The following is a 13,083-nucleotide window of genomic DNA, read 5'->3' as shown; positions in this document are numbered from 1 at the left end:
CCGACGGTGCGCGAGGCGATCATCGCGCTCGAAGTGCAGGGGCTGGTCGAGGTGCGGGTCGGCTCGGGCGCCTATGTGAAGCGGCTGCCCGGCGAGAACGACCGTCCCGGCTTCAACGTGACCGCGTTCGAACTGACCGAGGCGCGGCTGCTGTTCGAGGGTGAGGCAGCGGCACTGGCCGCCACGCAGATGACCGACGAGGACCTTGCCGAGATCGAGGTGCTGGTCCAGCAGATCGCCGAGGAGAACCGGAGCCCCAACGGCACCGAGACCGCCGACCGCGCGTTCCACCTCGCCATTGCCAAGGCGACGCGCAACGTGGCGGTCTACAACACCGTGGCGCAGCTGTGGGACCTGCGCGGCACTTCGCCCGAGGCCGCGCTCCTGCACGAGAAGGCCCGCCACGCCAACATCAAGCCGGTGGTCGAGGAGCATACCGCGATCCTCGAGGCCCTGCGCGCGCGTGACCCCAACGCCGCCCGCACCGCCATGCGCACCCACCTCTCCGCCGTGCTCGACGGCCTCCTCTTCGCCACCGAAGAACGACTCCTCGCCGAAGCACGAAGAGCAACACAAGCCAAACGCGATCGCTACGCCAAAGTCACGGCGTGACGGTGGAAAGGCGCGCGCAGACTGCGCAGCTTTGAACGGATGAAATGCGAGACCTTGGAATGACGGCACCGTACCCGGAGCTTGATCCGGATCTGGTCTATGACCTGCTGGTCATCGGCGGCGGCATCAATGGAGTGGGCATTGCCCGCGATGCCTCGGGACGCGGTCTTCGCGTTCTGCTGGTCGAGCGCGACGATCTTGCCGCGCACACATCATCGGCGAGCACCAAGCTGATTCACGGCGGCTTGCGCTACCTTGAGTACTACGAGTTCCGGCTCGTACGGGAATCGCTGCAGGAGCGGGAGCGGCTGATCAGGATTGCTCCGCACATCAGCTGGCCGCTGCGCTTCGTGCTGCCGCAACCCAAGGGTGGGCGGCCGGGGTGGATGATCCGGATCGGGCTGTTCCTTTATGACCACATCGCCGGGCGGCACAGCCTGCCCAAGTCGCATGGGGCGAACCTGCGCGATCCGCAATGGGGCAAGGGGCTGAAGCCGGGGCTGTCCAAGGGCTTCGTCTATTCCGACGCATGGGTCGATGATGCGCGCCTCGTCGTGCTCAATGCCATCGACGCGGCGCAGCGCGGGGCGGCGATCCTGACCGGGACCGCAGTCACGGGGGCGGAGCAGCAGGGCGATGCCTGGACGGTGGCCCTTGAACCCAACGCCGATGCGCCGCAACCAGCCATCGCGGCGCCCTGCACGGTGCGCGCCCGCACGATCGTCAATGCTGCCGGCCCCTGGGTGGCGAGCATGCTGGGCTCGGTCGCGGGTGCGACACGCGATGGGGCGATCAAGCTGGTCAAGGGCAGCCATATCGTGGTGCCGCAGATCTATCCGGGCGACCATGCCTTCATCCTGCAGCAGGACGACGGCCGGATTGTCTTCACCATTCCCTATGAAGGTCAGTTCACGCTCGTCGGGACGACCGACGTTGCCGTAGGCGAGGACGAGCGGGCGCGGCCGAAAATCAGTGCGGAAGAGGTCGAATATCTGTGTGCGGCCTCGAACAGGTACTTCGAGCGGCAGATTGCGCCTGCCGATGTAGTCTGGACCTATTCGGGCGTGCGTCCGCTGTTCGACGACGGGCAGGAGGATGCCAAGGCCGTCACCCGCGATTACGTGCTGAAGCTGGGACGCTCGGAGGGGCCGCAGGTGTTGAGCGTCTTCGGCGGAAAGCTGACGACCTATCGGCGTCTTGCCGAACATGCGCTCGATGATCTGAAGCCGTGGCTGGCCGGATCGGGAGATGCCTGGACGGACCTTTCGCCGCTCCCGGGCGGTGAGCTTGGCGCGGCCGGTTTCGATGGGTTTCTGAAACAGGCCCGCGAGCGGTGGCCCTTCGTTCCAGCCGCAACCATGAAGCGCATGGCGCACGCCTATGGCACGAGGCTCGCCATGATCCTCGGGGATGCGCAAGGTTGGCAGGACCTTGGCACCGATTTCGGCGGAGGCCTGACCGAAGCCGAGGTGCGCTATCTGCAGACCCACGAGTGGGCGCGCAGCGCGGAGGACGTGCTGTGGCGGCGCAGCAAGCTCGGCCTCACCGCTGCGGCAGACGTGGCCGAGAAGCTGGCGTATTGGTTCAAGGCGAACGCCTGACAAGGGTCTGGGGGAAATGGGAATGGGTGATCTCGTACTGGCGATAGACCAGGGCACGACCTCGACACGCGCCCTGGTGTTCGATGCCTCGCGGCGCGTGGCGGCGAGTGCGCAGCGCGAATTTGCACAGCACTATCCGGCCGATGGCTGGGTCGAGCATGATCCGGAGGAGATCTGGCGCGATACCCTGCAGACCTCGCGCGAGGCCCTGGCCAAGGCCGGTGCAAGCGCCGACGATATTGCCGCGATCGGCATTACCAACCAGCGCGAAAGCGTTGTCCTCTGGGACCGGGCGACGGGCGAAGCGCTGCACAACGTGATCGTCTGGCAGGATCGGCGCACCGCGGATACTTGTGCCGCATTGCAGGCGCAGGGCCATCAGGCGTTCGTTCACGAAAAGACTGGCCTGCTGCTCGACCCGTATTTCTCGGCGACGAAAATTGCCTGGCTGCTCGATACTATCCCCGGAGCGCGCGAGCGTGCCGAGAAGGGAGAGCTGGCCGTCGGCACCATCGACACATTCCTGCTGTGGCGGCTGACCGAAGGGCGCAGCCACAAGACCGATGTGACCAATGCCAGCCGGACGCTGCTGTTCGATATCGTGGAGCAGCGCTGGTGTCCCGAACTGCTTGAACTGTTCCGGGTGCCTGCCGCGCTGCTGCCCGAAGTCTGCGCCAGTGCCGCCGACTTCGGCATGACGAGCCTGCTTGGGGGCAGCATCCCCATCTGCGGCATTGCCGGAGATCAGCAGGCAGCCCTGGTCGGTCAGTCCTGCTTTGCGCAGGGTCAGGCCAAGATCACATATGGCACCGGCGGCTTCATGCTGCTGAATACCGGCACGACCGTGGCGCGTTCGCGCAGCCGCCTGCTCAGCACGATCGCGTATCGGATCGATGGCGAAACGCACTATGCGGTGGAAGGCTCGCTTTTCGTGGCGGGCGCAGCGATCAAGTGGCTTCGCGACGGGCTGGGCATCATCGTCGAGGCGAAGCAGACGCAGGAGATGGCGGCGCGACTGCCAGACAACGGTGGCGTTTACATGGTGCCAGCTTTCGTCGGCCTGGGCGCGCCGCACTGGTGCACTGAAGCCCGGGGCATGCTCGCCGGCCTGACCTTTGATTCGAGCGCCGCGCACATCGCCCGCGCGGCCCTCGAGTCGGTGGCCTTCCAGACAGCCGATCTGGTTGCCGCGATGGAACAGGATGGGGCCGGGGCGCTGGCATCGCTGCGCGTCGATGGCGGGATGGCGGCAAACGACTGGTTCTGCCAGTTCCTGGCGAACATCCTCGACATTGTTGTCGAGCGTCCTGCCAATCTCGAGACGACGGCTCTGGGAGCAGCGATGCTGGCCGGGCATCGGTGTGGTGGCTGGCCGGACGTGCTGGACGGGGCCGCGGCTGTCGAGGGTCTATCGAGATTCGAACCGGCGATGGAAAGCAATCAGCGAGAGCGTCTGAGGAGCGAATGGCGGGCTGCTATCCGCCGTGCCACGCTGACTTGAGATGTGGCGGATCCCGGAATCTGGCCTGACCAAACCTGCCATTGCTGCTCTGTTTCGCGTTTGCAGCGCCGGCTTTTGGGCGGAATCCGGCAACAAACCGCGATTGAATACCACTTTGAATGAAACATCTGACCAATATACCGGCTTACCTGTAAAACCAGTCTTGCATCTGGCTAGGCCATTTGGTAATAGACCTGCGTTCGAGGCGGATAACAGTCCGCGCATGAGGAGGGGTTTCATGAAGTGCATCCGTAATTCACTTGGTGTCAGCGCCATGGCCATGGCGATCGCCTTTGGCGCGCAGGCCGCATCGGCGCAGACTGCAGCGGAAGACGCCGCTCCTGCCGACACCGGCGAAATCATCGTGACTGCGCAGAAGCGCGCTGAAAACGTGCAGAATGTGCCGCTGGCCGTGTCCGTTGTCGGTCCGACGCAGCTGGCTGCTGCCGGCGTGCGTGACTTTGGCGACCTCGGCAAGATCTCGCCCTCGCTGACCATTCGCCCTGCCGAGCATCCGGTCAACGCCAACGTCTCGCTGCGCGGCGTCGGCACGTTCGCTTTCGGCATCGGCGTGGAGCCGAGCGTTGCCGTGCTGGTCGACGAAGTGCCGCTGGCCTTCCAGGCTCGCGCGTTCAGCGACCTGCCCGATATCGAGCGCATCGAAGTGCTGCGTGGCCCGCAGTCGACACTTTACGGCAAGGCGGCTTCGGCCGGCCTGATCAACCTGATCACGCGCAACCCCACTGACGAGCTGAAGATCCGCGCCAACGCCACGGCCACCACCGACAGCGAATATGGCGCCAACTTCAGCGTTTCGGGTCCGATCAGCGACACGCTCGGCTTCGTGGTTTCCGGTGCCTATTCCAAGTGGGATGGCAACGTCCGCAACCTGTTCAACGGTAAGAAGGTCAACGGCCGCGAATCCGGCAGTGTTCGCACCAAGCTGCGCTGGGAGCCTTCTTCCGATGCCAGCGTGACGCTGTCGCTCAACTACATGAGCGGCAATACCACGGTGGGCCGCCCCTATATCCGCATGACCGAAGGCCTGCGCTTCCGTGGCACCGGCCAGCTGGCGACAGTCGTCATGCCAGGCGTCAAGCCGGGGCCGGAAAACACCAACATCAGCAACAACTACAACGCCCGTACCAACTATGAAGGTGGCGGCGGCAACCTGCGTGGCGAATTCACGCTGGGCGATCACACGCTGGTTTCGATCACCTCGTACGACAGCTTCGAGCTGAACGATTACTTCGACTCGGACGAAACCTCGTCGAGCCTCGCTTCGGAAAACAACATCCAGACCGGCACCTTCCGCTCGAACCTGTTTACCCAGGAAGTGCGCCTGCTCTCGGACGGTTCGAAGCCGTTCCGCTACACCGTGGGCGCCTACTACGCGAACGTGGACTTCGAGCGCCCGTTCTATCGCGGCCCGGCGTTCTCGCTGGCCAACTGGTTCGCCACCTCGAAGTCCAGCCAGATCGCTGCCTTCGTGCAGGCTGACTGGCAGTTCATGCCCAATGCAACCTTCACCGGCGGCGCGCGCATCCAGAACGAGCGCATTGGCTATACCTTCAAGGATATCCAGAACGGCAACGCACAGTTCGCCGGCAACGCCTCTGACACGGCTGCAACCTATCGTGCCAGCCTGCGCTATGAGTTCACGCCGACGATCAGCGCATTTGCGACCTACTCGACCGGCTACAAGGGCCAGACCTACGACCTGACCACCGGCTTCAATGCAAACCGGGCCAATGCCGGTCCGATCAAGCCTGAAACATCGCGCGACATCGAATTCGGTCTGCGCACCCAGCTCTTCGATCGCAAGCTTACCTTCAACGTCACCTACTTCGACACGACCTACAAGAACCTGCAGGCGCAGGCTGTGGAAGTGCTGCCTGACCTGACCACCAACTTCCGCCTGACCAACGTCGGCAAGCTGGGCACGAAGGGCGTGGAAATCGATGCGGGCTTCCGTCCGAGCGACCTGTTCAACCTGAACACCTCGATCGCGGTGCTCGATGCCAAGTACATCAGCTTCCCGTCGTCGCCATGCTTCCCGAACCAGTCGGCGGCACAGGGTTGCGATCGCACGAAGTCTCCGGCCTTCCAGAACCTGACCGGCGAGCGCGCCGTCCAGGCGCCGAGGCTGAAGTTCAACGTGACCGGCGAAGTGACGCCTTCGCTAACGGAAAACATCCGCGGGTTGATCCAGGCAAACGTCCAGTACACCGGTAGCGTGTTCTACGTGGCGCGCGATCCGCAGACCTTCCAGAAGGAGTTCACGATCGTGAACCTTTCGGTCGGCGCGCGCGATGAAAGCCGCAAGTGGGAAGTGGCGGCATTCGTCAACAACCTGTTCGACGTGCAGTACTACCCCTCGCTGATCAATAACTCGGGCGTGTGGGGCGGCGGCAGCAATATCGCTACCGCAGCAATTCTCCCTCGTGATTTCCGCCGCTATGGCGGGGTTCGGGCCAGCCTGAACTTCTGATCACGGATGGCCGGGCGCGATAAGCGCCCGGCCATTTTTCTTTAAGGACTGCGACCGGCCAAGCACTGCAAGAGCAGGCCCGGTGGCGGATATGCGCCCGGATAAGTACGGCAGGAGAGAGCATGCGCGTGGCACGGTTCGATCGAGCATTTCTCGGCCCGCTTCTGGCGGGCGCATTTGCATTCGCGACGCAGGCTCTTGCCGCGGAGTCCGTCTTCACGACGCTGCCGCTTGCCACTGTCGATACCGCGCCATTGCTCGTATCGGCCGACATGCGCGATGGCGTGGACCTATCGGGCGAATGGAACTGGTCGATCGATCCCTACCGATCGGGAATTGCCGGCTTCCATGGCGAAGCGCCCAACCGGACCGAGCAGCGCTGGCTCGACATCGATGTGCGCAAGACGCTGGCGCAGGACAACCGTGAGCTGTTCGAGTTCGATCTTGACCATGACCGCAAGGTCAAGCTGCCGGGGTCGTGGCTCGCTGCCTCGCCGGAAATGCGGCATTATCAGGGCCTCGTATGGTATCGCCGTCATTTCGACAGTCCGGCGGGGCGCAAGGGCCGTTATTTCCTGCGTTTTGGCGCTTCGAACTATGCCACGGTCGTCTTCGTCAACGGTCAGCCGGTCGGTCGGCACGAGGGCGGCTTCACCCCCTTTGCCTTCGATGTGACCCGGCTGCTGCGTGATGGCGACAACCAGATCACCATCGGGGTCGATTCTGCGGCCACTGCCGCTACCGTGCCGCCGCCGGTCACCGACTGGGAAAATTATGGCGGCGTCACGCGCGACGTGAAGCTCGTCCACACCAGCGACACTTACGTCGACAGCGCCTGGGTGCGGCTGACGCGCGAGGGCAAGATCGCCGTCGATGCGCATCTCGATGGACCGGCGGCGGCGAACCAGCCGGTGCAGCTGAAGGTCGCCGGGCTGCCGTTTGACCTGAAAGGTCGAACCGACGCGCAGGGCAACTGGCGCGCCACGGCGGCTGCGCCGCGCGCCTTGATGCGCTGGACGCCCGAGAACCCGAAGCTTTACGACGTTACGCTGGCAGCGGGCGATGACACATGGCGCGACCGGGTCGGTTTCCGCACGATCGAGCGCAAGGGTGCGGACATCCTGCTCAATGGCAAGCCGGTGTTCCTGCGCGGCATCTCGATGCACGAGGAAGAGATCGCGGCGAACCCCGCCCGCGTGATCACGCCCGACAATGCGCGGGCGCTGCTGGGCGAGATCAAGAACGGCCTCCACGGCAATTTCGTGCGCCTTTCGCACTATCCCCATTCCGAAGTGATGACCCGCACCGCCGACGAGATGGGGCTGCTGGTGTGGAGCGAGGTGCCGGTTTACTGGATGGTGGCATGGTCCAACCCGTCCACGCTGGCGACGGCGCGCAACATGCTGGCCGAGAACATCCTGCGCGATCGCAACCGTGCCTCTGTGGTGATCTGGAGCGTTGCCAATGAAACGCCGGTAAGCGATGCGCGCAACGCCTTCCTTCGCACGCTGATCGGTGACGTGCGGCGCCTCGATCCCAGCCGCCTTGTCAGCGCGGCCCTGCTGGTCGAGCGCGACAAGGCCGCTGCGGTGCCGACCATGACGATGGCCGATCCGCTGGCGGACGATCTCGATATCGTGTCGATCAACACCTACAACGGCTGGTACACGCCCGACCGTCTGGCCGATCTGCCCAGGAGCGTGTGGAAACTGCCGGCCGACAAGCCGCTGATCTTTTCGGAGTTCGGTGCCGACGCCAAGGCCGGGTTCCACAGCCCGGACGGCATGCAGAAGTTCTCGGAAGAATTTCAGGCCGAGTTCTATCGCAAGACACTGGAAATGGCCGACCGCGTGCCGACCTTGCGCGGAATTTCACCATGGATCCTGAAGGACTTTCGCTCGCCGCGCAGGCAGAACCCGGATTTCCAGATGGGCTGGAACCGCAAGGGCCTGATTTCCGAGACGGGTCAGCGCAAGCAGGCGTTCAGCGTGCTTGCGGAATACTTCGCGCGCAAAGCCGGAGAGCCCAGCAAGTGAAGCGTCTTTCTGCCCTGATACTCAGCCTCGTTGCCGTCCCGGCGCTCGCCGCACCGGGGGACTGGGTCAAAGGGGTGCTGCCCGTGGCAACGCCTCCTGCAATGGCCAGCGTCGATCTGCCGGTGACCCTCCCGCGCGCCAACCCGGCGCATGAGGCCTGGGCCCAGCAGACGCCCGACCAGCGGCTGGTATACAATGTGAGCAAGCCGCAGCTGATCGTCTGGCCGAGCAGCCTGCCGGCCGATGCCGAAGCTCCGGCAGTGCTTCTGGTGCCGGGCGGGGGCTTCCAGTTCCTAGCCATGGACAACGAAGGCTTTGATGTGGCTCGCCGGCTCGAAAGCTTGGGCGTCCGCGTGTTCATCGTGAAGTACCGCACGCAGCCGGTGCCTGACAGCATCGACGGGTTCAAGGAAGCGCTCGGAAACCTGTTCCAGAAGGGCGCGCCGGTTGACCTGACGAACCGCGACTATGCCGTGGCCGATACGCAGGCGGCGATCAGGCTGGTGCGGAAGAATGCGGCGCGCTGGCACGTCAATGCCGCCAAGGTGGGCATCCTCGGCTTTTCGGCAGGGGCGATGACGACCCTGGCAACGACGCAGGCCAATGCCGCAGACGCGCGGCCGGACTTTGTCGGCATGATCTATGGGCCGACCGAGAAGTCGGAGGTTCCCGCCAACGCCCCGCCGCTGTTCGCCGCCATTGCCGCTGACGACCGCTTCTTCATCAAACAGGATTTCGGGCTGTTCCATGCCTGGCGCCAGTCCGGCGCGAAGGTGGAGTTCCACCTCTACAGCGCGGGCGGCCACGGCTTTGCCTCGCAGCCCAACGGCACGACAAGCGATGCCTGGTTCGACCAGTATGCCCTTTGGCTGAAGGCCAACGGTATCGTCAGCCGCTGACGCCGACTTATCCGATCCACCACTGCCAATGGCAGTTCCAACTACCGGCCCGAGTGCACAGCGCATTCGGGCCGGTTTTTTGTCGGGGTCAGACTTGCCAGTCGACGACCTTGCGAGTGAGCCCCAGGACTTGCGCTGAACGCACCGGCAACGCGTTGCCGTTCACGGAGATAGTGCGCTGCTCGCGCTCGGGCACGGCAAAGGACAGGACCGGCGAGGGCTCGGAACCGGGGCCGCGCCATGCTGCCTGAATGTCGATGGTGGTCGCAGAGGTGCGGATGGTCGTCTGCCACATCGGCGGCTGCGCCGGATCCGGCCACGCATCGCCAGCTTCGTCATAGCCGGTCCACTCGAGGCGGCTGTCGCCCGGTGCGAGCAGCAGCAGCACGGCAGGCTGCGGCGCTGGCGGGACAAAGCCGCCCGGAGCGATGTCAACGAGGTGGGCCGAGCCTTCACGCGCGAGGACAGGCGGAAGTCCTTCTGCCGGAGCGGGCAGATCATGCACCTTGCCGCCTTCAAGAAGACGGTCGTCGCGCAGGTCGATCCAGCGGGTGGGGCCGGGGAGGTAGGCCTGAACCGAGCCGACGCCCTTGTCGAGCGCCGGGGCGACCAGCAGGTTCGGCCCGAGCATATAGGCGTCGGCGTCGGTCCACGCCTGCGGGTCTTCCGGAAAGTCCAGCCACAGCGGCCGCGTCACGACATCGTACTGAGCGTGATGCCGCCACAGCAGATCGTGCAGGAGTGGCACCAGCGCCCGGCGCAGGTTCATCATGCCGACAATCGCCGGGGTGGTTTCCGGATACATCCACGGCTCGTTTACCGTGCCATCGCTGTTCCAGCTGTGGATCGAGAAGCGTGGCATGAGGATGCCCGCCTGTACCCAGCGCAGCAGCAGTTCCGGCTCGGGCGAGGGGCCGGCAAAGCCGCCGATGTCGTGCCCCGTGTTGGAGACCCCGGACAGGGCGAGGCCCAGCCCCATCTTCTGGTTGTAGCGCAGGGTCTTCCATGCGGTGAAGTTGTCACCGGACCAGGTCTGCGCATAACGCTGCATCCCGGCCATGCCGCTGCGGGTGACAAGATAGGGGCGCTCACTCGGGCGATAGGCGATTTGCGCGGCGCGGGAAGCGCGCATCATCAGCAGCGTCTGGGTCGGGCGCTCCGCAGCGGCGGGCCGGGGAGACCCGAATCCGGCAAAGCGCGCGCTCTTGTCCCAGATCTCATATTCGTTGTTGTCGTTCCACGTGGCGCGCATGCCGAAGCTGAACAGCTGTTCGGTCACCTGCTCGCGCCACCATGCCGCAGCTTGCGGATTGGTGAAATCGAGATAGCTGCCCAGTTCATCCCAGAACAGGCACTCCACCGGCTGGCCGTTCGCGTCGCTGACGAACCATCCTTTCGACGCCAGTTCGGCATAGCGGGGATGGGACAGCAGCAGCGCTGGCTTGATGTTCGGAACCAGCTCGACGCCCGCATCGGCATAGCTTTTGACGAAGCCCTCGATGTCCGGGAACTTGTCGCGGTTCCAGTTGAACACGTAGCGCTTGTCGCCGATCGAGGTGTAGCCCGATGACAGGTGGAACGAGGTGCAGGGGACGCCGTGCTTTTCGAGGCCTGCCAGAAACTCGCCCATCTGCTCCTGCGCGTTGGGGGCATCGGTATAGAGCATGGTCGAGCCCGAATAGCCGACTGACCAGCGCGGCATAAAGGCGGGGCGGCCGGTCAGCCAAGTGAAGCGCTGAGCCACGGCGGCCGCATCCGGCCCGGCGATCATGTAGTAGTCAAGATCGCCGCTCTCCGCGCGCATATAGCGATAGTGCGGGTGGTAGTTGGAATGTTCGTGCCCGAAATCGAACACCGGATCGGCCAGGGTATCGTAGAACACGCCATGTGCCGCGCCCCCGCCGTCGACCACCAGCACCCACGGGATGGACTTGTAGAGCGGATCGTCGCTCTGCGCGTCGTAACCCATGCAATCGACATTGGTCAGGCGCAGGCGGCGTCCGGCGCGATCCATGTCGCCGCTGCGCTCGCCGAGCCCGTAATAGCGCTCGCCCGGGCGGCGCTTCACGTAGTGGTAGGTTGCCTCGTCCCACCAGCCGAAGTTGTAGGCCTGGGTAGGGCGGTCTTCGGAAATGAGCTGCCAGCCATCCACCGTGGCCTGATGCCAGGTGCAGAGCAGACCTTCGGTTCTGATGGTAAGCTTCAGGCGTGACGTAGCGATGACGATCTGGCCGCCTGTGTCCTCCAGCGTAAAGGCCGGGGCGGAAAAGCCGCTCGTGTCCATGCGGTCGCGGCCCGGTTCGGCAATGTCTTCGGCGCCCGGCGCTATGGTCCAGCTGGGCGGGGACGTGACTTCGCCATTTGCCAGCAAGAGCACCCGCATCACGTCGTCTTCAAGAACGAAGACGTGGGCCACCGCGGCGGTATCGGAGCCGAGCGTAACGCGCGGTCCGCTGGTATCGGATACGGAGAAACGTGGCGGTGCGGAGAGGCGGGCGCGGCGGGGAGGGGAGAGGTCGTTCATCAACTCAGGCTTTCGCGAAGGCAAGGCGGCGGCGCAGGGCGAGGAGCCAGATCGCGCCGATCAGGTCGAACAGGCCAAGGCAGGCGAACAGTGGCGCAAAGCCGATCTTGTCCGCGAACTGGCCGATGGCGAGCGAGAACAGCAGCCCGCCGGTCCATCCCGCCATGCCGACGAGGCCGTTGGCCTTGGCGATGTCGGACTTGGGGAAGACGTCGGCGGACAGGGTATTGATCAGCACCGAGATCACCTGATGGGCAAAACCGCCGATGGCGAGCAGCCCGATTGCCGCATAGGGACTGGCGACAAGTCCGACGCAACCCGGTGCGATCATCAGCACGGCACCGATCCAGATGCCGGCAATGCGCGATCCTTCGAGCGACAAACCCTTCCAGCGCTGCAGCCAAGGCGCGAGATAGCCGCCAAGGATGCCGCCAGCGTCAGCCGCAAGGAACGGAACCCACGCGAAAAGGGCAATCTGGGTAAGATCCCAGCCGCGCTCCTTGGCGAAATAGAGCGGCACCCAGAAGCTGAACGTCTGCCATGCGGGTTCGGCAAGGAAGCGCGGGACGGCGATGGCCCAGTAGCGCCACGAGCCGACGATGGAACGGATCGTGGTTGCGGATACCGGGACAGGGCGCTGGCCCTCCTGAATCTCGGCCAGTTCCTCGGCACTGACATAAGTCGCATCCTGCGGCGAGCGATACCAGCGATACCACGCCACGGCGAAGATCAGCCCGATGCCTCCGGTGACGACGAAGGCGGCTTGCCAGCCATAGTGCTTGGCCAGCAGCGCGGCCATCACCGGCGCGATCACAGCGCCCAGCGCGGTCCCCGCATTGAACCAGCCGGTGGCAACCGAACGCTCGCGGTCAGGGAACCACTCGCCGATGGTCTTCATGCCCGCGGGGATCACCGCCGCTTCCGCCATGCCGAGCAGGCCACGAAATGCCGCGAGCGAGAGCCAGCCCCGCGCAAAGCCATGCGCCATGTTGGCGACGCTCCACGCCACCGCGAAAAGGGCAAAGCCTGCGGTCAGGCCGATCCGGTCGATCAGCATGCCGCCGATCGGCTGCATGATCGTGTAGGCCAGCTGGAAGGCGCCGACGATATAGGAATACTGCTCGGTGGTGATCTGCAGATCGAGCTTGAGCTGCGGCGCCAGCGCACCCAGTGAATTGCGCGCGATGTAGTTGAGGATGGTGCCCACCATCACCAGCACCAGGATGCGCAGTCGCGCCGATTTCCAGTTCATGCCTTGCGATCCTCTCCCCGCGCCTGGTCCTACCAGTTCCACATTGTTCCGTCCTCAAGCCGTGCGACGGGGAGGTATGCTGGTTTGTAGGGGTATTTGGCGGCGAGTTTCTCGTCGATGTCGACGCCGTGTCCGGGGGTATCGCCGATGAAGAGTTCGCCCTTTTC

Annotated in this window: 8 protein-coding genes and 1 pseudogene; 6 read left to right on the top strand and 3 right to left on the bottom strand. The window is 64.5% G+C overall.

Features of this window, described 5'->3' with window-relative positions:
- From AC1Q5P_RS21160 to AC1Q5P_RS21135, 6 genes are all read left to right on the top strand, one after another.
- Nucleotides 1–612, top strand: a 612-nt coding sequence (locus tag AC1Q5P_RS21160; RefSeq protein ID WP_492519951.1) for a FadR/GntR family transcriptional regulator, incomplete at its 5' end; no start/stop codon positions are given.
- Between the two features lie 59 nt (nt 613–671).
- Nucleotides 672–2,213 carry a glycerol-3-phosphate dehydrogenase gene (gene glpD / locus AC1Q5P_RS21155; RefSeq protein ID WP_492519950.1) on the top strand — a complete coding sequence of 514 codons (1,542 nt, stop codon included), beginning with the start codon at nt 672–674 and terminating at the stop codon, nt 2,211–2,213.
- A 22-nt stretch (nt 2,214–2,235) separates the two neighbouring features.
- On the top strand, nt 2,236–3,714 hold the full coding sequence (gene glpK / locus AC1Q5P_RS21150; RefSeq protein ID WP_492519949.1) for a glycerol kinase GlpK: 1,479 nt from the start codon (nt 2,236–2,238) through the stop codon (nt 3,712–3,714).
- Nucleotides 3,715–3,952: 238 nt separating this feature from the next.
- Nucleotides 3,953–6,205 carry a TonB-dependent receptor gene (locus AC1Q5P_RS21145; RefSeq protein ID WP_230487891.1) on the top strand — a complete coding sequence of 751 codons (2,253 nt, stop codon included), beginning with the start codon at nt 3,953–3,955 and terminating at the stop codon, nt 6,203–6,205.
- 122 nt (nt 6,206–6,327) lie between these two features.
- Complete coding sequence (locus tag AC1Q5P_RS21140) at nt 6,328–8,241, top strand: glycoside hydrolase family 2 protein (protein ID WP_492519948.1); 1,914 nt, start codon at nt 6,328–6,330, stop codon at nt 8,239–8,241.
- On the top strand, nt 8,238–9,140 hold the full coding sequence (locus tag AC1Q5P_RS21135) for an alpha/beta hydrolase (protein WP_492519947.1): 903 nt from the start codon (nt 8,238–8,240) through the stop codon (nt 9,138–9,140). The genes AC1Q5P_RS21140 and AC1Q5P_RS21135 overlap by 4 nt, the downstream gene beginning before the upstream one ends.
- A gap of 88 nt (nt 9,141–9,228) precedes the next feature.
- Here AC1Q5P_RS21135 and AC1Q5P_RS21130 read toward each other — a convergent pair whose 3' ends face one another.
- The 3 genes and pseudogenes from AC1Q5P_RS21130 to AC1Q5P_RS21120 form a co-directional block, all read right to left on the bottom strand.
- Nucleotides 9,229–11,664, bottom strand: coding sequence for a glycoside hydrolase family 31 protein (locus AC1Q5P_RS21130; protein ID WP_492519946.1), 2,436 nt, complete (start codon nt 11,662–11,664; stop codon nt 9,229–9,231).
- Nucleotides 11,665–11,668: 4 nt separating this feature from the next.
- Nucleotides 11,669–12,916: an MFS transporter gene (locus AC1Q5P_RS21125; protein ID WP_039335599.1), complete on the bottom strand. Its 1,248-nt coding sequence runs from the start codon at nt 12,914–12,916 to the stop codon at nt 11,669–11,671.
- A 29-nt stretch (nt 12,917–12,945) separates the two neighbouring features.
- A pseudogene (locus AC1Q5P_RS21120) lies at nt 12,946–13,083 on the bottom strand (bifunctional D-altronate/D-mannonate dehydratase); the annotation flags it as partial.

This window comes from Novosphingobium sp. GW835-FHT14H07 (assembly GCF_058793515.1).
This window is presented reverse-complemented; position numbering and strand designations above follow the sequence as displayed.